General features: G+C 55.0%; 25 protein-coding genes. 9 read left to right on the top strand and 16 right to left on the bottom strand.

The genetic code is table 11. From position 1 onward, the window contains the following. Positions 1 to 6: 6 nt before the first annotated feature. The 4 genes from R6U41_RS12790 to R6U41_RS12775 are packed head-to-tail and all read right to left on the bottom strand — an operon-like array spanning position 7 to position 3,218. Positions 7 to 756 (bottom strand): SIR2 family NAD-dependent protein deacylase, encoded by a 750-nt coding sequence (locus R6U41_RS12790; RefSeq protein WP_410270227.1) that lies wholly within the window; start codon positions 754 to 756, stop codon positions 7 to 9. Positions 757 to 773: 17 nt separating this feature from the next. Then, entirely contained in the window at positions 774 to 1,613 is an 840-nt protein-coding gene (locus tag R6U41_RS12785) for an MBL fold metallo-hydrolase (protein WP_410270226.1), read from the bottom strand. Positions 1,614 to 1,633: 20 nt separating this feature from the next. Continuing rightward, complete coding sequence (locus R6U41_RS12780; protein WP_410270225.1) at positions 1,634 to 2,452, bottom strand: 50S ribosomal protein L11 methyltransferase; 819 nt, start codon at positions 2,450 to 2,452, stop codon at positions 1,634 to 1,636. Then, on the bottom strand, positions 2,436 to 3,218 hold the full coding sequence (locus R6U41_RS12775) for an AAA family ATPase (RefSeq protein WP_410270224.1): 783 nt from the start codon (positions 3,216 to 3,218) through the stop codon (positions 2,436 to 2,438). The genes R6U41_RS12780 and R6U41_RS12775 overlap by 17 nt, the downstream gene beginning before the upstream one ends. Before the next feature lie 190 nt (positions 3,219 to 3,408). Between R6U41_RS12775 and R6U41_RS12770 the strand changes: the two genes are divergently transcribed. Continuing rightward, positions 3,409 to 3,837: a secondary thiamine-phosphate synthase enzyme YjbQ gene (locus tag R6U41_RS12770; protein ID WP_410270223.1), complete on the top strand. Its 429-nt coding sequence runs from the start codon at positions 3,409 to 3,411 to the stop codon at positions 3,835 to 3,837. Positions 3,838 to 3,840: 3 nt separating this feature from the next. Then, the gene (gene cobS / locus R6U41_RS12765) at positions 3,841 to 4,605 is read left to right on the top strand and encodes an adenosylcobinamide-GDP ribazoletransferase (protein ID WP_410270222.1); all 765 of its coding nucleotides are present in this window, start codon (positions 3,841 to 3,843) and stop codon (positions 4,603 to 4,605) included. On the opposite strand, the gene R6U41_RS12760 is transcribed toward cobS, so the two are convergent. Then, positions 4,602 to 5,306, bottom strand: a complete 705-nt coding sequence (locus R6U41_RS12760; protein ID WP_410270221.1) for an AAA family ATPase — start codon at positions 5,304 to 5,306, stop codon at positions 4,602 to 4,604. The two genes, cobS and R6U41_RS12760, sit on opposite strands and share 4 nt — an antisense overlap. 161 nt (positions 5,307 to 5,467) lie before the next feature. After that, the gene (locus tag R6U41_RS12755) at positions 5,468 to 6,064 is read right to left on the bottom strand and encodes a flavodoxin family protein (RefSeq protein ID WP_410270220.1); all 597 of its coding nucleotides are present in this window, start codon (positions 6,062 to 6,064) and stop codon (positions 5,468 to 5,470) included. 505 nt (positions 6,065 to 6,569) lie between these two features. On the opposite strand from R6U41_RS12755, the gene R6U41_RS12750 reads away from it, so the two are divergent. From R6U41_RS12750 to R6U41_RS12735, 4 genes are all read left to right on the top strand, one after another. Next, positions 6,570 to 7,520, top strand: coding sequence for an AAA family ATPase (locus R6U41_RS12750; protein ID WP_410270219.1), 951 nt, complete (start codon positions 6,570 to 6,572; stop codon positions 7,518 to 7,520). Further along, complete coding sequence (locus R6U41_RS12745; protein ID WP_410270218.1) at positions 7,517 to 8,479, top strand: DUF58 domain-containing protein; 963 nt, start codon at positions 7,517 to 7,519, stop codon at positions 8,477 to 8,479. Before R6U41_RS12750 ends, R6U41_RS12745 begins: the two co-directional genes overlap by 4 nt. Next, on the top strand, positions 8,476 to 10,443 hold the full coding sequence (locus tag R6U41_RS12740) for a DUF3488 and DUF4129 domain-containing transglutaminase family protein (protein WP_410270217.1): 1,968 nt from the start codon (positions 8,476 to 8,478) through the stop codon (positions 10,441 to 10,443). Before R6U41_RS12745 ends, R6U41_RS12740 begins: the two co-directional genes overlap by 4 nt. Positions 10,444 to 11,104: 661 nt before the next feature. Further along, on the top strand, positions 11,105 to 11,314 hold the full coding sequence (locus R6U41_RS12735; RefSeq protein ID WP_410270216.1) for a hypothetical protein: 210 nt from the start codon (positions 11,105 to 11,107) through the stop codon (positions 11,312 to 11,314). A 105-nt stretch (positions 11,315 to 11,419) separates the two neighbouring features. On the opposite strand, the gene R6U41_RS12730 is transcribed toward R6U41_RS12735, so the two are convergent. The 7 genes from R6U41_RS12730 to R6U41_RS12700 all read right to left on the bottom strand — a co-directional run bounded on the left by R6U41_RS12730 (position 11,420) and on the right by R6U41_RS12700 (position 19,902). Then, positions 11,420 to 12,376, bottom strand: coding sequence for an electron transfer flavoprotein subunit alpha/FixB family protein (locus tag R6U41_RS12730; RefSeq protein ID WP_410270215.1), 957 nt, complete (start codon positions 12,374 to 12,376; stop codon positions 11,420 to 11,422). Beyond that, on the bottom strand, positions 12,376 to 13,164 hold the full coding sequence (locus R6U41_RS12725) for an electron transfer flavoprotein subunit beta/FixA family protein (protein WP_410270214.1): 789 nt from the start codon (positions 13,162 to 13,164) through the stop codon (positions 12,376 to 12,378). Before R6U41_RS12725 ends, R6U41_RS12730 begins: the two co-directional genes overlap by 1 nt. Before the next feature lie 107 nt (positions 13,165 to 13,271). Beyond that, positions 13,272 to 15,350 carry a heterodisulfide reductase-related iron-sulfur binding cluster gene (locus R6U41_RS12720; protein WP_410270213.1) on the bottom strand — a complete coding sequence of 693 codons (2,079 nt, stop codon included), beginning with the start codon at positions 15,348 to 15,350 and terminating at the stop codon, positions 13,272 to 13,274. Positions 15,351 to 15,597: 247 nt separating this feature from the next. Further along, positions 15,598 to 17,409 (bottom strand): acyl-CoA dehydrogenase, encoded by a 1,812-nt coding sequence (locus tag R6U41_RS12715; protein ID WP_410270212.1) that lies wholly within the window; start codon positions 17,407 to 17,409, stop codon positions 15,598 to 15,600. A gap of 98 nt (positions 17,410 to 17,507) precedes the next feature. Continuing rightward, positions 17,508 to 18,131: a TetR/AcrR family transcriptional regulator gene (locus R6U41_RS12710; protein ID WP_410270211.1), complete on the bottom strand. Its 624-nt coding sequence runs from the start codon at positions 18,129 to 18,131 to the stop codon at positions 17,508 to 17,510. Between the two features lie 307 nt (positions 18,132 to 18,438). Continuing rightward, positions 18,439 to 19,002, bottom strand: coding sequence for an elongation factor P (gene efp / locus R6U41_RS12705; RefSeq protein ID WP_410270210.1), 564 nt, complete (start codon positions 19,000 to 19,002; stop codon positions 18,439 to 18,441). Positions 19,003 to 19,140: 138 nt separating this feature from the next. Continuing rightward, complete coding sequence (locus R6U41_RS12700) at positions 19,141 to 19,902, bottom strand: phosphoribosylanthranilate isomerase (protein ID WP_410270209.1); 762 nt, start codon at positions 19,900 to 19,902, stop codon at positions 19,141 to 19,143. Positions 19,903 to 20,057: 155 nt separating this feature from the next. Here R6U41_RS12700 and guaA point away from each other — a divergent pair, with 155 nt between their 5' ends. From guaA to larB, 3 genes are read left to right on the top strand one after another with little or no spacing between them, the layout of a single operon-like run. Next, positions 20,058 to 21,587, top strand: coding sequence for a glutamine-hydrolyzing GMP synthase (gene guaA / locus R6U41_RS12695; RefSeq protein ID WP_410270208.1), 1,530 nt, complete (start codon positions 20,058 to 20,060; stop codon positions 21,585 to 21,587). Positions 21,588 to 21,594: 7 nt separating this feature from the next. Beyond that, positions 21,595 to 22,494 carry a hypothetical protein gene (locus tag R6U41_RS12690; RefSeq protein WP_410270207.1) on the top strand — a complete coding sequence of 300 codons (900 nt, stop codon included), beginning with the start codon at positions 21,595 to 21,597 and terminating at the stop codon, positions 22,492 to 22,494. Positions 22,495 to 22,500: 6 nt separating this feature from the next. Further along, positions 22,501 to 23,250 carry a nickel pincer cofactor biosynthesis protein LarB gene (larB, locus tag R6U41_RS12685; protein WP_410270206.1) on the top strand — a complete coding sequence of 250 codons (750 nt, stop codon included), beginning with the start codon at positions 22,501 to 22,503 and terminating at the stop codon, positions 23,248 to 23,250. Between the two features lie 15 nt (positions 23,251 to 23,265). Here the strand turns inward: larB and R6U41_RS12680 are convergent, their stop codons facing one another. The 3 genes from R6U41_RS12680 to R6U41_RS12670 all read right to left on the bottom strand — a co-directional run. Continuing rightward, positions 23,266 to 25,101, bottom strand: coding sequence for a cation:proton antiporter (locus R6U41_RS12680; protein WP_410270252.1), 1,836 nt, complete (start codon positions 25,099 to 25,101; stop codon positions 23,266 to 23,268). A gap of 128 nt (positions 25,102 to 25,229) precedes the next feature. After that, positions 25,230 to 25,937: a TrmH family RNA methyltransferase gene (locus R6U41_RS12675; RefSeq protein WP_410270205.1), complete on the bottom strand. Its 708-nt coding sequence runs from the start codon at positions 25,935 to 25,937 to the stop codon at positions 25,230 to 25,232. A 117-nt stretch (positions 25,938 to 26,054) separates the two neighbouring features. Beyond that, on the bottom strand, positions 26,055 to 26,236 hold a 182-nt coding region (locus R6U41_RS12670; protein WP_410270204.1), incomplete at its 5' end, for a hypothetical protein.

The raw sequence follows: 26,236 nt of genomic DNA, 5'->3' as shown, positions 1-26,236 counted from the left end.
GAGATTTTATTTTTTCAGCGACTCCACTGCGGAAACCAGTTCATTCATCACTTCACCGGCTTTACCCTGGACAAGGACCTGGCTGGTGGTTCCGGTCAAAGGCGTGGGTTCGGGATTGATTTCAATGATCGCCGCGCCCCGCTGCCGGGCGATGACCGGCATGTAGGCCGCCGGCTGAACCGTGGCTGAAGTGCCCACCACGAGCATTACGTCGCACTGGGCCGAGGCCTGCTGGGAGCGGTCCAGGGCCTCGGGGGGAATGAGTTCCCCGAAAAACACGCAGTCCGGCCGGAAAATCCCGCCGCAGTCACATCTGGGGGGAAGATCAGCGGCGTTTACCTGGCCAATCTCCTTGCGGATGCCGCATTCCAGGCAGCTGAGCCAGGCGAAATTGCCGTGAAACTCGATCACATCCGTGCTGCCGGCCTTTTGGTGCAGTCCGTCAATATTCTGGGTGATCACGGTGCCCATCAGGCCCAGCTTCTCGAGCCGGGCCAGGCCGAAATGCCCGGCATTGGGCGCGGCATTCATGAGCACATCCCGCATTTCGGCAATCAGGGTTTTCCATATTTTTTCCGGATCCTTTAAAAAAGCGTTGATATGGGCATATTCCATTGGATCGAATTTCTCCCAAAGGCTGCCCGGCCCGCGGAAAGGCGGAATTCCGCTTTCCACGGAAATCCCCGCACCTGTCAGTGCCACTGTACGCCTGGATGAAAGCAAATACTCGACGGCTTTGGCGATCTCTTCTCTCATATGCACCCCATTGCTGCCTATAATTCGAATATCATGTCCCGGCTGACACCGAAACAGCTCGTATCCAAACCATTGTCTGAAAGCATCCTGCAGCATCCGGCCACCAGTTCATCCATCTGGTCATCGGTCCGGTCCTGATTGAGATGAAACAGCCCCAAAGATTTAACCCGCGCCTCCATGGCCATGCGCAGGGTATGCATACACGAGGAATGCCCCCATTCAATGCTTCTGCTGTATTCCTCGGGGCTGAATTCCGCATCATGGATCAACAGATCCACGCCTTCACAAAAGCGTACATAATCGGCATGCCGGCATCCGCCGGGGTGCACGAAACCCAGTTCATTATCGGTGAGAAAAACAAACGTTTTGCCGTCTTCCTGGAATTTGTACCCGCACCCGCCGTTGGGATGGCTCAGGGAAATGGGCGTCACGGTCACAGAGCCGATTTCAAAGGCATCCGGGCATCCATCCCGGTAAATCACCTGTGCGGTCAGATCCGAATACCGGACCGGAAAAAGCGGTGGCCGCATGAGCTTGGTCACAATGGTTTCCACGTATTTTCCGGGAAACGGGCATCGGTGCATCATGATCCGGGAGGTTTTCTCGTAAAGCGGCTTGAAAAAGGGAAACCCCATCAGGTGATCCCAATGGGAATGGGTGAAAATAAAGTGGTATACCTGCCGGTTTTCCCGGATCAGCTGGTTGCCGAGTCTGCGGATGCCGGTTCCGGCATCCACGATAATCAGGTCATCGCTTCGGGTGCGGATTTCAATGCAGGTGGTGTCGCCTCCGTATTTTTGAAACTCGCGGCCTGAAACCGGAATGGATCCGCGGGATCCCCAGCATTTGATATACATGAACACCCCTTGAAAAAGGCTCAGCCGGTACAAGCTCCGAGAAACGTGTACCAGACACCGTCGTTGATCCACCGCTGAACAATGCGGCCCGGTCCGTAATGAATCATTTCTTCGACCTGCCGGGCCTGGCTTCGCAAAAGACCTGAAAGAATGAACCATTTTTTTTCATAAAATTCAGGACTTGCCAACAGGTGTCGCATTACGTCAAAATGAATATTGGCTATGACAAGATCCACCGGGCATGCAATCAGCTCCCGGGCGTCTGCGATGACTGCCAGTGCCCGGGCATCCAGGCTGTTGGCATGGATATTTTCCCGGGTGATGCGCACGGCCAGGCCGTTGTTGTCCACTGCCAGCACCCGGGGACAGCCCAGTCTGGCCGCGGCCAGAGCCAGCAGGCCCGTGCCGGTTCCCAGGTCCAGGGCCGACTCGGCACCTCCCTGCTGCCAGACGATTTCCAGGGCCTCCAGGCAGCTTTGGGTAGTGGGATGCGTCCCCGCGCCAAATACCACCCCGGGATCGAGCAGAATGGGAAGTCGGTTTTCATCCCGTCCTGAGGCCGCCCACGGCGGGGCCACGTAAAACCGGTCTGTCACAAACGGTTTGATTTCCCCGCCATGCCAGTCCGCATAGGACATGTGAAAGGTGTCCACGAGCGCGAGTTCCGGCTGCCGCCGCAGCAGCGCGTTTACCCGGCTTTCCGCTGGCTGGGTGAAAAAAAGAAAGGCCGCGTCAGACTCCTGCCAGTTGCCGATAAATTCCGGGCCGAATCCATGGGGCGCGTTTGCCACCCGGCCCCGGAGATAATAAATATGCAGATCGTTATACGGTATGTCCACTGGCCTTTGCAGTTTCGGTTTCCATGATTTTGTCAAACATTTCATATGCAGCCAGGACCACCGGATTGTCATCAGGCAGCTCGATCATGGGCCGGCCCTGAAAATCATAATCATAGACCGTATCGTCCTCGGGCAAAACGCCGCCAAGTTCGATACCCGCTTGGTTTAACATTTCCATGGCCTGATCCGGCGCCCCGGACTTGACCTGGTTGATGATCACGTAACTTCTGGCCACACCAATATTTAAGCTCTGGGCCAGCTCATGGATCCGAAGCGCGGCCTGCAGACCCCGCCGGGAGGCGTCGGTGACGATCAGCAGCACATCCACGTTGTGGGTTGTCATCCGGCTGATATGTTCCATGCCCGCCTCATTGTCGATCACAATATAGGGGTAGTTATCCTGGAGCCGGTCAAGGAAGTTGGTCAGCAGGGTGTTGGCCGCGCAATAGCAGCCCTGTCCCTCGGGCTGTCCCATGACCACCAGGTCGCAGTCACCGGATTCCATGACCGCCTGCTCCAGGCGCATGGACATGAAAACGTCCTTTGTCATGCCGCTGGGCACCTTGCCCTTTTTCATGTCTTCCCTGGCCTGTCCCAGTGTATCGGTGATCTCCAGACCGAGCACCTCGTTTAAATTGGCATTGGAATCGGCATCAACAGCCAGAACAGGTTTGCGATCGGTTTTTAACAAATATTTAATCAGCAGGCCGGCGGTTGTGGTCTTGCCGGTGCCGCCCTTGCCGGCCAGTGCAATGGAATAAGCCATATAAAAAGATCCTTTCTCCAGAATTTCGATTATTGAAAACAAATTAGGCCACATACCCAAAACAGTCAAGTATCTTTTGGCCACGGCACTCCCGGTCAAGCCCATTGGATTTGATTCTTCACCCGGAATATGCTACCCAAAAAGCGGCAGATGCGGAAAAATTCACAAAAATCAGAAAAATGGCATCATCATGAGCACAACTGTGTATTGCAAAGACATTGAAGTCAAACTCGGGGCGCACACGGGCATGGCGGATATCACCGGGCCGCTCGAAGCCATGGTCAAAGAATCGGGGATCCAAAACGGCCGGCTTTCGGCCACCATCATCGGCTCTACCGGCTCGTTGACCACAATTGAATACGAACCCGGGGTTATTGAGGATCTGCGCCGGGCCATTGACCGCATGGCCCCCAGGGAAATGGAATATGAGCATGAAAAGGCCTGGCACGACGGAAACGGCCACAGCCATGTCCAGGCGGCAATCATCGGGCCGTCGGTCTCCATGCCCGTGCGCAGCGGCAGAATGCAGTGCGGCACCTGGCAGCAGGTGGTGGCCATCAACCATGACAACCGGGACCGGACCCGAACCGTGGCCGTCACCCTCATGGGTGAAAAATAATCCATGAAACCGGCGATAAAAACCCACCTGACCCACCTGGCCGCGGCCCTGCGCTTTATCACCATCCTGCCGGCCGGAGCGGCAGATGCCTATCACCCCAGGGCCATGATCCCTTTTTTCCCGGCCGTGGGCCTGATCCTGGGCCTGATCCTGGCAGCGGCGGATGCGCTTTTTTTCCGCCTTTTTTCCCCGTCTGCGGCCGGGGCGGCAGACGTTATTGTCCTGGTGGTACTCACAGGTGCCCTGCACTTGGACGGGCTGGCAGACTCGGCTGACGGTTTTTTCTCCCACAGGGACCGGGAAGCCACGCTTTCGATCATGAAAGACAGCCGCATCGGGGTCATGGGCGCCGTAGTGCTGATCTGCGTGCTGCTGGCCAAGTACGGAGGGATTTGCGGGATGCCGGACAATGGCACGGCCGGCTTTGAACGGTTTTTGATCCTGATGCTCGTGCCCGCCTATGCCAGATCCGCCATGCTGCTGGGGGTACGATTTTTGCCCTATGCCCGCCCCGGCGGGGGCACGGCAGCAGACCTGTTCGGCCGGCCCCTTTCATCGGCCGATTTCTGGGGAATAGGGGTCTGCGTGGTCCTCAGCCTGCTGCTGGGCTGGCAGGGCCTGCTGCTGACCATCGTGTTTTTCGCCGTATGCGCATGGCTTATCCGGTTTTACCGCCGGCGCATTGGCGGGATCACCGGTGACATGCTCGGGGCCATGTGTGAAATCACCGAGGCGCTTTTGCTGCTCTGCGCGGCAATCCGGCTTTAACCCCGGGCCGGCCCGCGCTTGAAGCCGTTTTCCACCAGGGCCTGGATCATGGACACGGCCTGATCATCACTGATGTCATCGGTGTTGATGATCATATCGTAATGTGTGGGCTCATCCACATTGGTATAAAAATACCTGCGGGTAAAGGAGCGGCGTTGGGCCTCCACGTCATAAATCTGCCGGCGGGCCTCTTCTGATGACACATTTAAGTCCTCTGCCACCTTTTGGATCCGGTTTTCCAGAGAAGCAATGAAGCGAAGCCGGATGTTTTCCTCCCGGGGGATGATAAAGGTTGCCCCCCGGCCCACAATCACAGCCTTTCCGTGCCGGCCGATGGTGCCGATGATCTTCATGAGATGCTTCATGTACTGATCCGGCCACAGATGCCGCTGTTCCACAATTGTGGCGATTACGTCCTCGAGCATGTTCAAGCCCTTTTCGTCCAGGGTTTCCAGCACCTTGGCGCTCATATTGGAATCCCGTGCCATCTGCTGAATGATCTCCCGGTCAAATAGCTCATACTCAAAGGCCCTGGCCAGTTTTACGGCAATCTCGTTGCCCCGGCTGCCGGGCTGCCGGGAAACGGTGATCACGGAGCTTTTGAGGGGCTCCTCTTTTTTTGCAGCCCCCCTGGATGCCTGCCACTGCTGAATCTGCTCCTCGACTATCTTGTCCACAGAACGTCCCCGATGAATTTTCATTCAGCCTCCTTACCATTGGATTACAGTACATGGGCAAACACTTGCGAAAATGATTTTAACACTGCCTTGTTTTTATATAATTTTGAAACCCTGCCGTGTCAATCCGGCTACCTGGATATGCCGGAGTTTGCAGCTTCGGGATACAAAGGGGCGCGGCGCTTTTATGCATTGTCTGCGCAGATTGCGCCTGCCAAGCGGCAACCGGCATCCCGGGCCTGTTGAAGGTAGAGGGGATGTTTTTCAACATCACCTTCAAATTCCAGTTCCCGGTACAGCAGACTATCCCACAAGCGGGTGTCGAGAACGTCGAAAAAATACTTCACCGTCAGCAGAGTCCCGTCAAACAGGCGTTTTCCCTTTGTTGCACCCGCGGAGATCAACAAGCCCTCACGCCTGAGCAGCCGTTGGCCGGGCTCGGTCTTGTCAATCCAGTATTTTTTCACCCACAGGGACTGGCATCGGTCCATGAGCGCCTTGACATGGGCGCTGACCGTATAGAAAAAAATGGGCGTGGCCAGCATCAGCCCGTCTGCTGCCAGTATGGCGTCGCGCACGGCCTGAAAATCATCTTTGATCACGCATTCGCCCGTTTTTTTGCATCCGTAAATCTCCAGGCAGGGCGATATCTTCCGGTCCCGCAAAACGATTTCGTCCACCAGCGCCCCCCGGCTTTTGGCCCCGGCCACTGCTTCTGCCAGCAGGGTTGCTGTGTTTCCCGCACGCCGCGGGCTGCCGTAAATGGCAACAATTCGACCCATAAGCTTGCCCCTTGCTTTTAAATGTTCGGATGGGTTGCTCCGGCCCCCCCTTGAAACTTTGCACACAGTCGGCCATGATGCCGGCCCGGGGGTGGTTTGCGAGTCGCATTGAGCGCGCAAGCGGTCAGCAGGGAGCAAACCGCCACCGGGTCGGCATCATGCGAAAATTGCAGAACCAAGCACGATCAGCAACTTTTTTGATGTTACTTAGAAGCTTTTTGCATTTTTATCAAAGCTTATTCCATCCGTTCTTTCTTATCTAAAATGAAACTCGCCCGCCTTTCAATACAAAATCCCGCTTTCCCCGGAATTGCTGAAGTCATCTGACTGCTGAAAAGCCCTGGCTGCACCGGAAACCGCCGGGGCGGATGCAAAACAACGCTGAAAGATTGCGGGCTTGTCCAACCTGTTCTGGCATTGGCAAATGGTTTCTGTTAGATTTAATTACGCTCAAATGATCTCAGAGCGAAAAATCGACTTTTACGAAACCTTCAAGGATTGCAGCATGAAAAACCCATTAACGGCACAGCACCGGCAGATGAATGAGCAGTTTGAAGCCATTGTGGCGCAAATCAGCCAGGTGGTGCTCGGCAAAGAAGCCCAGGTGCGCCTGGCCCTGACCTGCCTTTTTGCCGAAGGACACCTTTTGATAGAAGACCTTCCGGGCATCGGCAAAACCACCCTGGCCAAGGTCCTGGCCAAATGCCTGGGCCTGGAGTTCCAGCGCCTGCAGTTTACAAGCGACATGCTGCCCGGCGACATCCTGGGGGTATCCATATTCGACCAGAAAACCGGGCTGTTTCATTTTCACCGGGGCCCGGTTTTCACCCAGGTGCTGCTGGCAGACGAAATCAACCGGACCACGCCGAAAACCCAGAGCGCACTGCTCGAAGCCATGGAAGAAGGCCAGGTCTCCTTTGAGGGAAAAACCCGGCGCCTGGAGCCGCCCTTTTTCGTCATTGCCACCCAGAATCCCCTGGAATACGCGGGCACGTTCCCCCTGCCCGAATCCCAGCTCGACCGATTCCTGATGCGGATTGAAATCGGATATCCCGACCGGGCCGCGGAAAAACAGATCCTCAAGGGCCAGGGCGCACAGGACATGCTGGAAACCATCGAAGCAAGTATGGACAAAGACGATGTGCGGGCCATCCAGAAAAAAATCCGAAACGTGCACACCTCTGACACCTTTGTGGACTACGTCCGGGAAATCCTGCATTTCACCCGCACCAGCGACCATTTTCATGTGGGTCTTTCACCCCGGGCCGGGCTGGCCATGATCCGGGCTGCATGCTCCTGGGCCTGGCTGCACGGCCGGGATTATGCCCTGCCCGAAGATCTCCAGCAGATCCTGCCCTGGGTGGCCGGCCACCGGCTGCGATCCGGACAGGACCGCACGGAAATCGGCAGAAACCGGTTAATGGATATTCTGGCTGAAATCCCGGTGCCGCTTTGAAATTGGCTTTTTTTGAAAAATTTTTAAACCCCACTTCCATCCGGCACCTGCCCTGGACCGTGACCCGGAAAAACACCTATATTCTGCCCACCCGACACGGGCTGATGTTTCTGCTGGTGTTGGCGGCCATGCTGGCCGGCTCCATTAATTATAACAACAACCTGGGTTTTTTGCTGGTGTTTCTGCTCGGGTCCATGGCAGTTGTGTCCATGGTCCACACCCACCGCAACCTGATGGGGTTAAAAATTTTATCCGTTTCCGCCCGCCCAGTTTTTGCGGGGGAAACAGCCGTGTTTATTTTTCTGATATCGCCGGAAGGATACCGGCGAAACGGCCTGGAATTTTTTTTTGAAAGGCCGCGCTCCGCCATTGAAAACCTCACCGGGGATGCTGAGGCCCGCATTTTGGTCAGGGCGGCCGCCCCAAAGCGGGGCCTGCTTGCCCCGGATCCCCTGACTGTGTCCACCTGCTTTCCCCTGGGTCTTTTTTACGCATGGACCCGGGTTGGGCTCAACTGTTTCTGCACAGTCTATCCCAAACCCATTGCCGCGCCGTTTGAATTCAATGAAATCACCGAAGGGGGAACAAACCAGGATACCGCACCGGTACTGTCCGGAACAGACGATTTTCTGGGCCTGAAAGTCTATCAGCCGGGTGATCCGGTCCGCCGGATTTCATGGAAGACCCTGTCCCGGGGCCAGGGCCTGTTTTCCAAGGAGTTTGCCGGCCGCGGCGGCAACCGCCCGGTGTTTGACTATGAGCAAATGACCGGCCGGGACACGGAAACACGATTGTCTCAGCTCTGCGACCTGGTGCGCAGGGCCGCGGCCGCTAACATGGAATACGGCCTGAATCTGCCCGGTTACTTTATCGCACCGGACCGCGGCAGGGAACACCGCCACAGGTGCCTAAAAACCCTTGCCCAGTTTGGGATCAATCAGGAGCCCGGGGACAAATGAATCCGGAAAAAAAATACCTCCCTGCATTGATAGCCGCAGTGGCCGCGGCCACACTGCCCCACACCCTGCAGATGGCCCCCTGGATAACCGCGTGGTGCGCTGTCATGTGGGGATATCTGCTGGCGAGCATGAGATACGGCTGGCCCCGGCCCGGGCGCAGGGTGCGGATTCTGCTTTCTGTGGCCGGCATTGCCGGTCTTGTGGCCACCTACGGCATCGGGTTCGGATCTGATGCGTTCGTAGGCCTGCTGGCGGTGATGGCAGCGTTGAAGCCATTTGAAATCAGCACCCACCGGGACCGGATGATCACCGTATTTATCGCTTACTTTATCATCATCAGCAGCCTGCTGCGATCCGAGACATTTGCCATTACCCTGTACATGTTTTTTTCTGTGCTGCTGACCACAGCCGCCCTGGTGCGCATCAATGATCCGCTTGGCACGTATAAAACAAGCGCCCGGCGCGCAGGGGTGGTCATGGCCCAGGCATTGCCCCTGATGATCCTCCTGTTTGTGCTTTTTCCCCGCCTGGAAGGCAGTCTGGTGGGGTTTTCACAAACCAATATGGGCCAAACCGGATTTTCCGATCAGCTCAGCCCGGGATCAGTGGCAAACCTGGTGCAAAACAACGAGGCGGCCTTTCGCGCGCAGTTTGACGGCCCTGTGCCCCCCCCGGAGCAGAGATACTGGCGAGGGGTTGTGTTTTCGCGGTTTGACGGCCGGGCCTGGCACAGTGCCGACCGAATCCCGGAACTGGATCAATCCATCCAGGGCGCCGATGCGGTGGAATACACCATTTCCCTTGAGCCCCACAACCAGCAATGGATATTTGCCCTGGATCTGCCCGCAAAGGCCCCTTCGCGCCGGACAACGCTGAAGCGGGATTTCACGGTTGTGTCCGGGCGCAGCATCACCCGCAAGCGCAGATACCAGATGCGCTCCTATACCCGGTATAACACCGCCGTGGTGGATTACGGGGTCCAAGACGCCCTGCAGCTGCCGCAAAAAACCAACCCGCGGGCCCGGGATCTGGCCGTAAACCTGGCGGAAAATTCCACGGGATTTCAGGAAATTGTGGCCAGCGCGCTTTCTTATCTCAGGGACAACGACTTTGTCTACACCCTGCAGCCCCCGCTTTTGGGAGATGCCCCGGTTGACGATTTCCTGTTTGAATCCCGCAAGGGCTATTGCGAGCATTATGCATCCGCCTTTGCTTTTGTGATGCGGGCCGCCGGGGTGCCGGCGCGCATTGTGGGCGGATATTTGGGCGGGAAGATCAATCCCTGGGCGCAATACCTGATCATCCGGCAGTCTGACGCCCATGTCTGGGTGGAGGTCTGGTATCCGGAGAAAGGATGGACCCGGGTTGATCCCACCCTTGAAGTGGCCCCGGAGCGCCTGGACCAGGGAGCTGCCGGCTCGCTTCAGCAAGGAGAACTGGGGGGAAATTTTGCCCGCAAATACTTAAGACCCATTACCTCGTTTATTGACCAGGTCCGGCTCGGCTGGGACGCCCTGAGCCTTCAATGGGAGGCTTGGTTTTCGGCTTATTCCAAACAGCAGCAGCAGACCCTGCTAAAAGCCCTGGGAATTGACACCCAGACCTGGAAAGGCCCCCTGCTGATGCTTCTGGCAGGCGCAGCCGGGGCAGCAGGCCTGTTTTTGCTCTACACCCGGTTCCACAAGCAGGTTGCAGGGATGAAAACAGCGCCCGAAGCCCGGTATTATGAAAAATTCTGCACAAAAATGGCCCGGGCCGGCATTGTCCGGCCGGCCCACATGGGCCCCCTGGAATTTGCCGGCTATGTTGCGGAAAAACGCTCGGATCTGGAAAAACCCGTGCATGAAATCACCCGCCTTTATATCGCCCTTCGTTACCGACAGACAGCAGGAGAAAACACCCGCAAACGGTTTATCGCCAAAGTCCGGGCCTTTGACCCGGCAAAAGACAGGCCTTCTGTTTGAAGTTTTGTCCGAATCCCGAAAATCCAAAACAACCGTTTGCGCGTGGGCTATGGGGTGGTGCCGCCCTGGCGTTCGCGCACTCGGGCCGGGCAGTTCTAAGGCTTGCTTCGCTGCGGCCGAAGTAATTCGGCCGCGGCCGCTCCGCTTCGCCAAGAACTGCTGGCCGGCCCAACGTGCAATGCGCCCGCCAGGGCGGCACCACCCCATAGCCCATGGAACCTCTTTGATGCTTGTAAATAGTGCCCGAACGAAAACCAGGATTTTTCGTCAAGGTCAAGGACGGCGAAAATTTTAACCGCAGGAATACTCGACGTATTTTGAGGATTAAAATTTGAGCCGGACGCAGAGATTGGCGGAAAAAACGGTTTTCGTTCAGGCACTAAATAACCAATCCAAAACAAGGATGAAAGCCATTGGTTTTCCACGTCCCTGCGCGACTCTTCGGCGACCGGCCATGCGGCAGGTCCGGGGCGGGTTGCGAGTCGCATTGAGCGCGCAAGCGGTCAGCAGGGAGCAACCCGCCCCGGGCCTGCCGCATGCGAAGACTGCAACGCAAGAAGATACCGGAATTTGACTTTGCCCGGGATCAGACATAGTTTTTGAGTGTGGAAATCAGCAATTACACACTGATGATGACAAAAACCAGAAAGGAGAGGCAACAATGGCAAAGGATATTTTTCCGCTGCCCTTTGAGATCCCGGACATGCACTACGGACATGAATCCCACCTTTGCGTGGCAAGTGCGGTAGGGTTTGTGAAAAACAATACAGAAGACTACAAGAAATATGTCCGCGACCCGCAGTTTGTCTGCAAAAATTGCGGCCGTGCGGCAAACAGCGCAGAATACCTCTGCGAGCCCGAAGAACTGTAATTTTCTGTTATCTCAACTGCGTTTCAGACAAAAAAACCGGCTGGTGCAAAAAATGCTGCACCAGCCGGTTTTTATTTCTCTTTTGGCGAAAAGCCGCAGCAGAAACTAGAGTTCCTGGATTTTTTCCGTGAGTTCGGGGATGAACTCCAGAATATCGGCTTCCACGCCCACGTCTGCCACCTGGAAAATCGGGGCCTTGGGGTTTTTGTTCACGGCAATGATAAAGGGATTGCCCTTGATGCCGCCCAGGTGCTGGAACGAGCCGCTGATGCCCATGGCCATGTAAACCTTGGGTTTTACGGTCTTGCCGGAAGTTCCCACCTGACGGGCTTTTTCCAGCCACTTGGCGTCCACGATGGGCCGGGAGCAGGAAACGTCTGCGCCCATGGCCTCGGCGAGTTCGAATACGATCTCGAGATTGTCTTCATCCTCGATGCCGCGGCCAACCGATACCAGCACGTCAGACTTGGTGATATCGACTTCACCGGCCTCTGCTTCCAGCACCTCGATGAACTTGCGTTTGGCCGAAACATCGCCGATTTCACCGGATTTGTCCACCACTTCACCGGCCTGGCCCTCGGCGGCCTGGAAAACCCCGGGCCGGACGTTGATCACAGCACCGGAGGAAATGTCGCAATCCACATGGGCGCTGACCTGGCCGGAAAATTCCTGGCGGATAAGTTTTAAGGTGCTTCCCTCAACGCCTTCGATATCCACCACGTCGGCAGCAAAGGCCGAATCCAGCTTGATGGAAAGCCCGGGCCCCATGTCCATGCCGAATGTGTCATGGGCCATTAAAACAATGGCGTCTGCGGGCAGGGTGTTGATCAGGGCTTTGCGCACCACTTCCGCGTTGGGATAGGAAAGCGCTTCATTGTCCATTTTCCATACGGTTTTGTAGGCCTGGGCCGCTTTGCTGCAGGCGTCGTCAATACCGCTGCCGGTGACAATAGCGGTCACATCGGCATTGGCATCGATTTTTTTGGCTGCTGCCAGCAGTTCCAGGGCCGTATCATCCAACGCACCGTCTGAATGCAGAATATAGGCAAAAATCTGGGCCATTACTTTATCCCTCCTTTGGACTTTAAGAGTTCAATGAGTTTGTCGATGATCTCTTCGGTGCTGCCTTCAAGCATTTCAGCGCCTTCGCCCATTTCAGGCACGAAGTAGTCGATGCGCTTGACCTTGGCTGCGCCCGCGCCCACGGAGCCGGCATCCAGTCCCAGATCAGAGGCTCCCATGGTGGGAATATCCACTGAAGCCACCTTGCGAATACCGCGGATGCCCACGTATCGGGGTTCATTGATACCCGTCTGGATTGAAAGCACGCAGGGAAGTTCGATCTCGTTGACTTCCTGGTTGCCGCCCTCGATCTCCCGGCCGACCTTGAGCTTGCCGTCGCCGGGCTCAATCATGTTGACCAGGGATGCATAGGGATAATCCAGCATGGCTGCCAGCATGCCGCCCACCTGGGCATAGCCTTCATCTGCCTGGGCGCCGGTGAGAATCAGATCGTAGTTGCCCTTTGCTACGGCCCCCTTCAGAATCGCGGCAATACCCCGGCCGTCTGAGCCCTCAAAGGCGTCATCGTCGAGCAGGATGCCTTTTTCAGCGCCCATGGCCATTTCCCGGCGCAGGACTTCCTCGGACTCCTCATCGCCCACGGTGATCACGGTCACGGAACCGCCGTGCTCGTCAACGAGCTGGATGGCTTCCTCCACTGCATAATTGTCCCATTCATTTACCGAGTAAACCAAATCGTCTCTTTCAATGTCGTTTCCATCGCTGTTGATCTCGATCTCGTTTTCCGCGGTATCAGGAACGCGTTTGACACACACCAAAATTTCCATATGTTCCTCCCTACCTTGTTCGTTAGACTCCGCTATTTATTTAATCCATAAACGGCTGCCATCCCGGGCCCGACCTCCCGAAGGCAGCCATGACACCTGAATTTCTCCTACTGCATGTGCATGGCAACCAGTTCGCACAGATCAATGGCTTCCAGCTGGCCTTCGAGTCCGGCCACCTTGATGCCGTCTTCAATGTTGGTCAGGCAGAAGGGGCATGCCGTAACAATCACGCTTGCGCCGGCATCCCGGGCCATTCTCACCCGGCGCACGCCCATGCGCTCATCTTCTTCCGGTTCATAAAACAGCATCAGGCCGCCGCCGCCGCAGCAGAAAGAGCGGTCCCGGCTTCTTTCCATTTCCACCCGCCGCAGGCCGGCAATGGCATCCAGCACCGCCCTGGGTTCATCATAGATATCATTGTGCCGCCCCAGATAACAGGGATCATGATAGACAAAGGTCTTGCCTGCCAGATCCTCGGACAGGCTGCCGAGCTTTATTTGACCGTTTCGGATACTGCGCAGCAGAAAATGGACAATATGCTCCACAGGCGGCAGGTCCTTGCTGTTATAATCGTTTTTCATGACATTGTAGGCATGCGGGTCTGCGGTGACAATCTGTCTGGCCCCGGCATTGACAATGGCGTCGATGTTCTGATTCTTCAATTCCTGAAACAGCATTTCCTCGCCAAAGCGGCGGACCTCGTTTCCGGCATCTTTTTCCGCCTTGCCCAGCACTCCGAAATTCACCCCGGCCTTGTGCAGGATCCGGGCTGTTGCCCGGGCCACGGCCTGCATGCGCTCATCAAAAGAAGTCACACTGTCGACAAAATACAGGGTATCTGCAGTAGCGCCTTTTTTCTCAAGGACATTGACCTCAAATTCTTCTGCCAGTTCCTTGGTCCACTCGGCACGCTTCTTTTCCATCTTGCCGTAGGGATTGCCTCGTTTTTCCAGGGACTGCAGAGGTTTTTGCAGGGACTGGGGAACATTGCCCTCATCAACCATGCCCCGGCGCAGGTCCACGATCTTGTTGATATACTCGATGCCGATGGGACATTCCTGCTCGCAGGCGCCGCAGGTGGTACACGACCAGATCTCATCCTCGGAATAAATCCTGCCCATGATATTGTCATCGGTCTTGATGAAATCGCCCCGCAGGGGATAATGCTCAAATGCATAATCCCGGCCCTTCAGGGATATGAAACGGGGCGAAAGCGGCCGGCCCACAGCATTTGCCGGGCAGTTGTCCGAACATCGGCCGCAGTCGGCGCATGTGTAGAAATCCAGGATGTCCTTCCAGGTGAAATCCTCGTAGCGCTTGACGCCAAAGGATTCCAGGGAATCGAGATCATCATCTTCAACCCCGTATTTCACAGGCCGGATATTGCCCCGCTCCAGGCGCATGAAATAAACATTGAAAATCGATGTGAGCACATGGAAATGCTTTCCCAGGGGCAAAAAGCACAGAAAGGTAAAAAACACGATGTCATGGATGTAATAGGAAATCACATGGGCGCCCTGAAGAGTTTCCTGGGAGGCGTTGAGCAGCATGTTTTTAAACAGCCATCCCAGCGTCACCGGAGCCAGGAAATCCGGATCAACGCCGGCCTGGACCTGGGCGGCCACCTCGGCGGCTTCAAACAGGCTCTCGGTAACCATCAGGGTGGCAATAAAGCCCAGAACCAGCAGCGCCTCCCAGGTATGATCCTCACCATAGGATTCAGGATAGGCATAGCGCTCGGGCTTGAAATACACCCGCCGGACAAATGCGGCCACCACTGCGATAAACACGGCCGTGGCCGCGTAATCCTTGAGCAGATAATAAATATCGCCCACCCAGGTATTGAGCCCGGGAAACACGAAATCCGCGGATATCCCCTTGATCACCAGTTCCGTGGATCGAACCGAGAGGATGAGAAATCCGAAAAAAATCACGATATGAATCACGCCCGCAGTCATGTACCGGGGGTGCTTCCACTGGGCCAGCCAGATTTTGAGCACATTGAGAATGCGGTCTTTGGGCCGGTCAAATCGAAAGTCGGGTTTTGCCTTGACAATGGGTGCCAGGCGCTTGGCAATAATATAGGCAAACAGGGCAACCGCAACAATGGGGATCAGCACGGAGAAAATCACCGTGGGGATCCCGAAAAATGTATAGGCTGCTGGTGAGATCAGCACATGTTCCATGATTTGCCGCTTGCTCCTTTCATCTTGTGATTTCGAGCATTTGCTTATTACAATAGCAGCAGCAGGTTATCTGCTCATAAGCCATTTGATATATTATAGATGAACGTTTATAAATAGTTAATTAATGGGTTGGAGTCAAGAAAAATTTCCCTGCATCAAAAGCAGGGGGGCTTGCAACCTTAAAGCCCCCCTGCTTTTGTGCCTGCATATGAAAACGAAATGGTTCAGGTATCACCGAATCCCGGAATCATCCGTTAAAGGAGGCTTCCTCCATTTCCACGGCAGCGCCGTCAGTGGCCAGAATGGCCTGAATTTTGCCCAGGGTTGTGGGCAGCACGGTGTTGCAGAAAAACTGGGCGCTCTTGATCTGGCCCTCGTAGAAGGCCACATCTTTTTTCTTGGCTTTTTCCAGGGCTTTTTCCGCAATGGAGGCCCGCCACAGCAGCATCCATGCCATGCACACATCCCCGCACACATCCATGAACGGATAGGCATAGGCAAATGCGTCCAGGATTTTCTCGGACATGGCGCTTTTGCCAAGGTGCATGGCCGCCTCGCCCAGCTTGTTCAATACCTGCTCCAGGGTCTCGGCATGAGGCTGGACCCTTTGCTGGCCCTTGGCGGTATTGATGGTGGCTGTGATTTCACCCATGAGATCCATGACCAGCTTGCCCTTTTTCATGCCGAGCTTGCGGCCCATCAGGTCCATGGCCTGGATTCCGTTAGTTCCCTCATAAATCATGGTGATCCGGCAATCGCGCACCAGCTGCTCCTGGGGGTATTCCTTGGTATAGCCGTAGCCGCCGTATACCTGCATGCCCAGATTGCACACGTCATAGGCGCGATCGGTGACATAACCCTTGGCAATGGGAATCAGAAGATCCACCAGGCCCTTGTATTTTTCCTTTTCCTCCTCGCTGTCGATCACGTCGGCCGTGTCCTCACACCAGCCCACGTAATAGAGAAGACTGCGCATGCCTTCAACATAGGTTTTCATGGTCATGAGCATGCGCCGAACATCCGGATGCTGAATAATGGGGACCGCAGGGGCATCCTTTTCCAGCATCTGGGTGAGATGCCGGCCCTGGATGCGTTCCTTGGCGTAATTGACCGAGTTGATATAAGAGGCCGTGGAGCAGGCAAAACCCTGCATGCCCACCAGGAGGCGCGCTTCATTCATCATCAGAAACATCGCGCGCATGCCCTTGTTTTCCTCGCCCAGCAGTTCGCCCACGCATTCGCCCTTGTCTCCCAGGCTCAGGGTACAGGTGGCGTTTCCGTGAATGCCCATTTTCTCTTCGATGCCCACGCAATTGACATCGTTGAACTGATCCAGGCTGCCGTCTTCCTTGACCCGGTACTTGGGCACCAGAAACAGGGAAATGCCCTTGGTTCCGGCAGGGGCCCCCTCAATGCGGGCAAGCACGGGATGGACAATGTTTTCAGCCAGGTCATGCTCCCCGCTGGAGATAAAAATCTTCTGGCCTTCAATCTTGTAAGTGCCGTCGCCCTGGGCAATGGCCTTGGTTTCCAGGCGGCCCACGTCTGATCCGGCCACCGGCTCGGTCAACAGCATGGTACCGGTCCATTTACCGGTATACATATTTTTGAGAAAAAGATTTTTCTGGCGGTCCGTGCCAAAGGTTTCCACCAAGCGGCCGGCGCCGTGGGTGAGACCGGCATACATCATAAAGGCATAGTTGGCGCCGTTGAAATACTCGGCCGCAGCCATGGAAACGCTTCTGGGCATGCCCTGGCCGCCCCAGTCGGGATCTTCGGTCATGGCCACCCACTCGCCTTCCTTGAGCAGTTCAAAGGGACGTTTGAAAATCTCAGGAGTGGTCACCTTGCCTTTTTCAAACACACATCCCTTTTCATCGCCCTCCTGGCGTGTGGGCAGGATTTCCTTTACAGCAAGATTACGGGCCTCGTTGATCACCAGATCAACGGTTTTTTTGTTGAACTCTGCATATTTTTCCTTCTTGCTCAGCTCCCCGACCTTCAATTGTTCATGCAGGACAAAATCTATGTCCCGGCGATCCGAAATTTGTTGTGCCATCTGTTTTCTCCCTTTTTTAACATATTAATTTGTATTTGCCGGCAAACCGGCAATGCGGTTTTCCCTACACATGATCTGCGGCATCGGCGGCCCCGGTATTATCGCATTTCGGACTTGTTCCGGGTGCCGATGCCGTCAAAATAAAAATCCACCAGCGGATCAGCCATTTTCACCATGTCCTTGTCCCCGCCGGTGACCACCCAGGTATTGATCACCTCGTTGACCGCCCCGAGAATAAAACGCTTTGCCAGGCCCAGGGGCAGCTGCTTGCGAATGGTGCCTTCCGCCTGGCCAAGGCGGATGATCTCGGTTAAAATATCCATGTACATCCGGGTGACCTCGGTGATGTATTCATCCTTGACATACCTGGCCAGCAGGGCTTCGCGCTGGAAGACCACGGCCATGTTCCGGTCACGCTGAAACTCGCTTAAATGCAGCCGGATGAGATTTCTCAGCTTTTCTTCGGCACTATCGGCTTGATCCACCACCTGGCGGAATCGGTCAAACACCTGGCGACTGCGGTAGCTGAAAAAATTCGACAGAATATCGGCCTTATTTTTGAAATACAGGTATATGGTCCCGTCGGCCACGCCGGCTTCCCTGGCCACCTGGGATATGGTGGCCTGATGAAAGCCTTGTTCGGCAAACACCTTGATTGCCGCATCCAGAATAAGATGGTATTTGGAGTTGATGGCCCCGGTTCTTGCTTGTTCCCTGTCCATGTCCGCCTTTGTTTTGACTCAAAAAATTGAATGAACCCTCATTCACTGAATGAAGATTCATTCATTACCAAAACAAAAACAAACCTGTCAAGGAAAATTCTTTTGCGGAAATTACGATTCCAGGTCAGACAGGCAAAAAATCAGGACGGTTATTCCTTGATGGCACCGGAAAAATTCTGATTTCAGATGGCGCTGTAAAAAGTTCAAGATCAAGGCTTGCGCAATTTCGAAGAATGCAGCGTACTTAGCCGTACGTGAAATTCTGAGAAATTGCGCGTAACGCAGATATTGGACTTTTACGGCGCCATCATTCCTTTACCCGTTCCACGTACTGGCCTGTGCGGGTATCGATGCGCAGTTTCTGGCCTTCTTCCACAAACGGGGGGACCTGCACGGTCAGTCCGGTTTCCAGTTCAGCCGGCTTATAACTGCCCGAAGCCGTATCCCCCTTGACCCAGGGATCAGAGCGCACCACCCGCAGCTCGATAAAATTGGGCAGCGAAAGCCCGATGGGCCGGCCCTGGAAAAACAAGACATTGCAAACCGTGTTTTCCTTTAAAAACTTTACCGAGTCGCCGAGCTGCTCAGCTGACATGGAATCCTGCTCAAAGGTGGAGGTGTTCATGAAGTGGTAATGATCTCCGTCCGTATACAGGTATTCCATTTCCTGTTCCTCGAGATCGGCCTTGTTGATTTTTTCCCCGGACCGGTAGGTTTTGTCAAACTGAACCCCGGTGATCATATTTTTAAGCTTGCACTTGTAAAGGGCCTGGCCCTTGCCGGGCTTGACAAATTCAAAATCCACGATCTCATAGGGGTCACCGTCGATTTCAATTTTCAGCCCTTTGCGCAGATCTCCGCTTTCATACATAACTGTTGTTCTCCTATTTGAAAAATCTTTTGTTTTTTTAAAATTGATAAGCCTGCAAAAAGTCTTTTTTACAGGCAGTGTTAAGTTTTAAGTGTTAAGTAAAATCAAGATGTTATTTTTTTATTATTTGACAGGGGATTAAACACCAAATTGAGCGGCGGCTTTTCTGGCTTCTGTCACAAACCGGGCCACTTTTTCCGGGTCCTTGCAAAAACGGATGGGCCGGCCGGATGCGTCCCGGGCATTGGTCTGGGTGCAGCTGTCCACCCCAGCCGGCCGGATGGCTTTAACCGCATCGCCGACATTGTCCGGCGACAGCCCTCCGGCGGCAATTACCGGAATGGCGCTCTGGGCAACCAAGTGTGCGGCCGTGTCCCAGTCGCAAATGCTGCCGGTGATGCCCACATAGCCATTTTCCGGCTGGTGTTGCACGGCATTGTTTTCCAGCAGCAGGGTATCGGTAAGGAAAAAATCAGACAATGGCTCAAAATGCCTGGCCAGTTCCAGAACCGGAAAATCCCTGCCCATACCCGGAGGCGGTACAGGGATGGAACGGATGACGGCAATCTGGGGGAAACGCTGCTTTACCGTGGCCTGCATGGACATCAGCCGCCCGCACCAGGGTTCCCAACCTTCGAGGGCATCGAGCACCGTGTGACAGAAATGGATCATGTCCGGCTGATAATAATCAAGGGCCGCGCTGATGGCATCCATATCGTCAAACAGCGAAATCAGGCTGCTTTTGGCCCCTGCAGCGGCCACCTCCCGAATGGTCTGCCAAAGCTGCGGCTGCTTCCAGTCATCTGCGGCCGTGAGAACCGAGCCGATGTGATCCACCCCAAGGGCCGCCATTGCTGCGGCTTCCCGGGGCGTCTGGATTTCATATATCTGGACGATCAACCAAAAGCTCCGTTTTGCGCATGAATAGAAAAAATAGCGTTGACATTTGCGGGTTGCTTTAACATATTCATTTTGTTTAAGCAAATGGTTTGCGCGGATGCCGCAGCCCTTTTTCCGCCGGATCAGCCAACAAAAACCCCCGATTTGAGGCACAAATGATAGTTGTCATTGATTTTGGCTCCCAGTACAATCAGCTGATTGCAAGACGCGTGCGGGAACAGAAAGTCTATTGCCAGATTGAACCCCCGGATATTGAAATCGAGCGGCTGCAAGGATTGAATCCCGAAGGCATCATTCTTTCCGGAGGACCGGCGAGCATATATGAAAAAAACAGCCCAAGGGTATCAGAGGCCATTTTTGACCTCGGCATCCCTGTCCTGGGCATTTGCTATGGCATGCAGTTTATGGTCCACGCCCTGGGCGGAAACGTTTCAAAAGCACACAAAAGGGAATACGGATTTGCCCGGCTCCATATTCAAAATCCGGACCCCCTGATGGCCGGGATCGAAGAATCCGCCCGGTGCTGGATGAGTCACGGAGACGCCATCACCGGACTGCCGGAAGGTTTTGTCACCACTGCGCTGACAGAAAACACCCCAATGGCCGCCGTGGCAGATTATAAACGGCAATTTTACGGCCTGCAGTTTCATCCGGAAGTCGAGCACACACCCGGGGGCAAACAGATGCTCAAAAATTTCCTGTTTTCCGTTTGCGGGTGCAAAGCCGTCTGGACCATGAAGAGCTTTGCAAAAGATGCGGTAAAACAAATCCGAGATGCAGTAGGCGATAAACAGGTAATCCTTGGATTAAGCGGCGGCGTGGACTCATCTGTGGCGGCCATGCTCATCCACAAGGCTATCGGCAGGCAGCTCACTTGCATTTTTGTGGACAACGGGCTGCTGCGGCAGGATGAAGGCACCCGCCTGAAAAAACTCTTCAGCCAGCATCTCAAAATGAACATTGACTATGTCAATGCCGGCAAGCAGTTTACAGATGCGCTCAAGGGGGTGACAGACCCGGAAAAAAAACGCAAGATCATCGGCAGAATCTTCATGGACGTGTTTGAAGCAGAGGCCCGCAAAATCAAGGACGCAGAATTTCTGGCCCAGGGAACCCTTTATCCGGACATCATCGAATCCCAGTCCGCCTTTGGGGGGCCCACTTCCATTATCAAGTCCCACCACAACGTGGGCGGCCTTCCCAAAAAAATGAAGCTCAAACTCATCGAGCCCTTGAAATTTCTGTTCAAGGATGAAGTGCGCAAACTAGGCAAAACCCTGGGACTGCCCGAGGAACTGGTGTGGCGCCAGCCTTTTCCAGGCCCGGGCCTGGCCATACGGATCATTGGCGAAGTCACCCGCAAGCGTCTGAGCGTGCTTCGCAAGGTGGATGCGATCCTGCTCGAAGAAATCCGGGCTGCGGGCTATTACAAAAAAGTCTGGCAATCCTTTGCGGTCCTGTTGCCCATCAAAAGCGTGGGCGTCATGGGCGACAAACGCACCTATGAAAACATCGTGGCCCTGCGGGCGGTAACCAGCGTGGACGCCATGACAGCCGACTGGGCCAAACTGCCCCACAAGCTGCTGGGCACCATCTCCAACCGGATCATCAACGAGGTCAACGGGGTGAACCGGGTGGTCTATGACATCAGCTCCAAACCCCCCAGCACAATAGAATGGGAGTAGGAAGAATATGGAAGAACAGGATCCAAAGGGCTTTAAAATCGATTTTACAGAAGATGAGACCGAGCCGCGGGCAAAAAAAACCGCCGTGCCACCCAAAAAAAAGCCGTCCTCTGCCCCGGGTCTCAAGGCCGGCATCATTTCACTTCTGCTCTTCGGGTTGCTGGCCGGCCTCCTGTTTTTCGGTTATTTTATTCTCGACGACAGAATCCGGCAAATAGAGGCCCAACAGGACCGCCAATCCCGGCAGGTGGAAGAAAACATCGAAGAGGTGGCGGCGAAACGCTTTTCCGCCCTCTCGGATCTGGTCAGCGAACCCACCCGACAACTCAAGGCCCGGGTTCTGGAACTGGAAAAACAGGTAAAGAACCTGTCATCGGCCAACTCCGAGCTTGAAAAAACCCTTGCCGAATTCCGCCGGGAATCGAAAAACAGGATCGCCGGAGTGGAAAAGCAGGTGTCCGCCCAGAAAAAATCCTCACAATCCGGGATCAGCGACCTGGAGTCCCGGCTCACTGCGGAGCTGGAAAAGCTTCGTGAAACAACCACCGCCCTGGAACAAACCCTTGGCGAAGCCGGGAAATTCGGCCCGCGCATCAATGAAGCAGAAAAGCGCATTGCGGCTTTCAGCGACCGGTTTGCCAACCTGGAAGAAAAAATCAATGCCGTGCAAAAACAAGCCCGAACAGGAGCTGATACGGCTGAGCTTGAAAAACAGTTGACAGATCTTAAAAACACCCTGAACCGCAAAATAAACGATAATAGAGCCGGGCTGCGAAAACAAATTCAGGACTTGCAGCAACAGATCCAGTCCCTGGAAGCCATTATCCGAACCCTGGAAAGGGTGCAGACCTCCGGGGAAAATACCGGTTCCGGCGCAGGAGAAATGATTGAACAGGAACTGCAGTAGCCGCCCATGAACAACGATACCTTAAAACGTCTTCTCCAGGCTGTTGCCAGCGGGCAGACCTCGGTGGCCTCGGCCGCCGATTCCCTGCAGCATATTTTCGTGGAAGACATTGAATACGCGCATGTGGATCATCACAGGACCCTAAGAAAGGGGTTTCCGGAAGTCATTTTCGGCCAGGGCAAGACTGCAGAACAAATTGCCGGGATCATGGAGAAAATGAGCGCCCAGGACGACAGAGTGCTGATCACCCGGCTCTCTGAACAAAAGGCCGCCCATATTCAGGCACTTTTTCCACAGTCTGTGTATCATGCTGACGCCCGGGTTCTGCTGCTGGAAAAAACCCCGCCCCCCATCTGCGGCAGAGGCCCTGTTCTGGTCATGTCTGCGGGCACCTCGGATATACCGGTGGCCAAAGAGGCCTGCCTGACCGCCCGGGCCATGGGAAACGAGGTTGAAACGGTCTATGATGTGGGCGTGGCCGGCATCCACCGGCTGTTTTCCCATAAGGAAGCCATTGAACGCGCATCCGTTCTGATTGTGGCAGCAGGTATGGAAGGCGCCCTGCCAAGCGTGGTGGCCGGCCTGGTCAACCGGCCGATAATCGCGGTGCCCACCAGCGTGGGCTACGGCACCAGCCTGGGCGGGATGACCGCCCTGTTTGCCATGTTAAACTCCTGCAGCTCCAACGTGGCTGTGGTCAACATTGACAATGGATTCGGAGCCGGTTACATGGCCGCCATGATCAACCGCCCGTAAACACTTGCCCCCGGCTTACGACGGGCTTTTGCACTCGTAATCCGGCTGCTGGGGCCGGGAGACTGTGGCCGGGGATTGCTCGTTGTCCTTTGCCGCCACCAGGGCAATCAGGGTATGGCCCGGGGAAAGGCTCACGGATGCATCCAGGGTCACGGGTGTGACCAAGCCCTTGCTGTCAATGACAAACAAGGGAATATCGGTGTTGTCATAATACCTGGAAAAATCCTCGTATTTGAAATTCTCCGTGAGTTTCACGGTTTTGACAATCCCGGTGCCCAGCATCCGTCCGTAGAGATAAGAAAAGCTCGCCCGCTTGTCAAACAGATAGCGCCCCCGCAGATGACCCGGCAGTACTTCTTCGGCATGCACCTCTTCAACATCCGGCGGCAGCTGAAACACTTCCATGTGATCGAAAATCTTGCGGTAATGCAGCACGGCCAGGGCGTTTAACTCATCATTGGGCGACAGGGCCAGCAGCCGGCCGATACCACAGAGCCGGATACTGTCTGTAAACACGTTGGTGTATCTGCAGGGCAGCCCGGCCATGCGGGCGGCCTTGATATTGGCCCGCTGGTTGTCCACCAGCAGAATGCGGCATCCGGCATCATGGAGGGCAATGCCGATTTTTCTGGCCAGCAGGTGGGCGCCCACGATGAGAAACCCGCTCGGCCGGGGTTCTGCGATTTTTAATATCCTTGCCATGGGCGCTGCCAGGGCGCTGTAGAAAAACACTGTGACAATGATGACAAAAAAGGTCAAAGGCACCAGTTTGTCAGCCATGGGGTATCCGCTCTGGGACAGGCGCAGGGCGAAAATCGAAGACACTGCCGCAGCCACAATCCCCCGGGGGGCCATAAAGGCGATAAACAGCTTTTCCCGGAGATGCAGCCTGGAGCCCATGGCCGACAGCATCACCGCAGCCGGCCGGACCAGGACAATGAGCAGAACAATAAAGATTACGGCTCCCGGATCAATAACCGTCAGATCTGAGATCCGCAGCCTTGCTGTCAGAATGATAAACAACAGCGAGATGATCAAAACCCGCAGGTCTTCCTTGAATTCGATAATATCGCGCAGGGCAACGGACCTCTGATTGCCCAGCACGATACCCATAACCGTTACCGCCAGCAGGCCGGATTCCTCGGCAATATAATTGGAAAGGGTGAAAACCGTAATCACAAGGGCAAGGGAAAAGGGATTTTGCAGAAAATCGGGAATCCAGAACCTGCGGATCATGCGGATCAGAAAATAAGCGCCTGCCAGGCCCAGCACTGCTCCGGCGATGATCATCCGGATCATGCCCAGCAGAAAAATGGTGGTGCCGGCAGCAGGGCTTGAAGTGGTGACAATCACCTCAAAAACCAGCACCGCCAGCAGGGCGCCGATGGGATCGATGAGGATGCTTTCCCACTCCAGGGTAGCATCGGTATTGTGGGGCAGCCGCACGTGCCGCAGCAGGGGGCCGATGACCGTGGGCCCGCTGACCACGATGATGGCGCCCAGCAGCACGCTTAGCATCAAGGGCAGGTCCAGAAACATAAAAGCCAGGATGCTTCCGCCCACCCAGGTCACCAGCACGCCCGCGGTAATGAGGTTGCGCACCACATCCCCGGTGTATTTCAGCTCCTCAAGGCGCAGGTTGATCCCGCCTTCAAACAGAATCACGGCCACGCCCAAAGACACAAACACCGGCAGCATATCCCCAAACAGGGCATCCGGGTCCATCAGCCCGGTCACCGGCCCGGCCAGCAGACCAAAGACCAGCAAGAGCATGATCGAGGGCAGCTGAAGCCGCCAAGCCAGCCATTGGGCCAGCACGCCAAGGAAAAGCAGAAGGGTGACGCCAGCCATGAGTTCCACGTAACCATCACCTCCGGGTATGAAAACAAATCATTGGACAGATACATAGTGCCCGAACGAAAAATCCTGGTTTTCGTTCAGGCACTATTATAAACACGAAACCGCCCCCGGACACATGGTTATTTGCCGGCCGGTTCAACACTCTTGGCATTTTCTTTCATAAAGCGCGCAATCAAAAGATCCGAATGCCGGACGCTCTGTTTGAGCCATTCCAGGCGCAAATCCTGCTTTTGCTCTTCTGCAAGCCCCCAGTTGATCTCCGAGGCCCGGAGACGGCGCACAAGCTCGTAAAAGACCAAGCCAGCAGACACAGAAATGTTGAAACTTTCCGTAAACCCGTACATGGGAATACGCAGGAATTCATCAGCATTTTCCATCAAAACATCAGAAAGGCCTTCCAGCTCGGTGCCGAAAAAAAGGGCGGCTTTTCCGCGGTAAATGTCAAAATCCGGCAGGGCCACATCACGGCTGTGGGGCGTGGTGGCAATGATCCGGTATCCGCGCCCGCGCAGGGCCGATACCGCCGCAAGGGTGTTATGGGCCCGGGCATTGTGGCGAATCAGGGTCAGCCACTTGGAGGCGCCAAGGGCCACATCCGGGTTGACCCGGTATTCATAATCATTTTCAATAATATGGGCGTCCTGGATGCCGAAGCAATCCATGCTCCGCAGCACGGCACTGGCGTTGTGGCCCTGAAAAACATTTTCCAGGGCCACAGCCAGGTACCGGGTGCGGCTTGCCAGGACCCGCTCGAAAGTATCCAGGCGCCTTTGGGTGGCAAATCCGGAGAGATACTGGATCAGCTGCTTTTTGTGCTTTCTATTCACAACCTTCGATATCCGTCAGAGACCAAAAAAATTCAAGCATAAATCCGAAGCACGAAATCCGAAATGCGAAACAATATCGAACCAGCCAAACTCGAATTTTCAAAACACATTAGCACGTCACAGTTCGGGTTGTGAACATTCAATATTCGGATTTTGGAAGGCCACCCGGTCGACTATCTCAAAGACCCTGTGAATCTCATGGGTCACAATTATTCCGGTAAACCTGAACCTTCCGTGAAGGTCGTCTATCCCTCCGGCGACCACAGTGCGGTGTCGATCGGCCCCGTTGCACGACGAAG

The organism is Desulfosalsimonas sp., from assembly GCF_046483245.1.
Taxonomy (GTDB): domain Bacteria; phylum Desulfobacterota; class Desulfobacteria; order Desulfobacterales; family Desulfosalsimonadaceae; genus Desulfosalsimonas.
This window is presented reverse-complemented; position numbering and strand designations above follow the sequence as displayed.

Bases quoted from the DNA above. Each gene is read 5' to 3' on its own strand.
- R6U41_RS12790 (WP_410270227.1), bottom strand. From the start codon at position 756: ATGAGAGAAGAGATCGCCAAAGCCGTCGAGTATTTGCTTTCATCCAGG.
- R6U41_RS12785 (WP_410270226.1), bottom strand. From the start codon at position 1,613: ATGTATATCAAATGCTGGGGATCCCGCGGATCCATTCCGGTTTCAGGC.
- R6U41_RS12775 (WP_410270224.1), bottom strand. From the start codon at position 3,218: ATGGCTTATTCCATTGCACTGGCCGGCAAGGGCGGCACCGGCAAGACC.
- R6U41_RS12770 (WP_410270223.1), top strand. From the start codon at position 3,409: ATGAGCACAACTGTGTATTGCAAAGACATTGAAGTCAAACTCGGGGCG.
- cobS (WP_410270222.1), top strand. From the start codon at position 3,841: ATGAAACCGGCGATAAAAACCCACCTGACCCACCTGGCCGCGGCCCTG.
- R6U41_RS12760 (WP_410270221.1), bottom strand. From the start codon at position 5,306: ATGAAAATTCATCGGGGACGTTCTGTGGACAAGATAGTCGAGGAGCAG.
- R6U41_RS12755 (WP_410270220.1), bottom strand. From the start codon at position 6,064: ATGGGTCGAATTGTTGCCATTTACGGCAGCCCGCGGCGTGCGGGAAAC.
- R6U41_RS12750 (WP_410270219.1), top strand. From the start codon at position 6,570: ATGAAAAACCCATTAACGGCACAGCACCGGCAGATGAATGAGCAGTTT.
- R6U41_RS12740 (WP_410270217.1), top strand. From the start codon at position 8,476: ATGAATCCGGAAAAAAAATACCTCCCTGCATTGATAGCCGCAGTGGCC.
- R6U41_RS12735 (WP_410270216.1), top strand. From the start codon at position 11,105: ATGGCAAAGGATATTTTTCCGCTGCCCTTTGAGATCCCGGACATGCAC.
- R6U41_RS12730 (WP_410270215.1), bottom strand. From the start codon at position 12,376: ATGGCCCAGATTTTTGCCTATATTCTGCATTCAGACGGTGCGTTGGAT.
- R6U41_RS12725 (WP_410270214.1), bottom strand. From the start codon at position 13,164: ATGGAAATTTTGGTGTGTGTCAAACGCGTTCCTGATACCGCGGAAAAC.
- R6U41_RS12720 (WP_410270213.1), bottom strand. From the start codon at position 15,350: ATGGAACATGTGCTGATCTCACCAGCAGCCTATACATTTTTCGGGATC.
- R6U41_RS12715 (WP_410270212.1), bottom strand. From the start codon at position 17,409: ATGGCACAACAAATTTCGGATCGCCGGGACATAGATTTTGTCCTGCAT.
- R6U41_RS12710 (WP_410270211.1), bottom strand. From the start codon at position 18,131: ATGGACAGGGAACAAGCAAGAACCGGGGCCATCAACTCCAAATACCAT.
- efp (WP_410270210.1), bottom strand. From the start codon at position 19,002: ATGTATGAAAGCGGAGATCTGCGCAAAGGGCTGAAAATTGAAATCGAC.
- guaA (WP_410270208.1), top strand. From the start codon at position 20,058: ATGATAGTTGTCATTGATTTTGGCTCCCAGTACAATCAGCTGATTGCA.
- R6U41_RS12690 (WP_410270207.1), top strand. From the start codon at position 21,595: ATGGAAGAACAGGATCCAAAGGGCTTTAAAATCGATTTTACAGAAGAT.
- larB (WP_410270206.1), top strand. From the start codon at position 22,501: ATGAACAACGATACCTTAAAACGTCTTCTCCAGGCTGTTGCCAGCGGG.
- R6U41_RS12680 (WP_410270252.1), bottom strand. From the start codon at position 25,101: ATGGCTGGCGTCACCCTTCTGCTTTTCCTTGGCGTGCTGGCCCAATGG.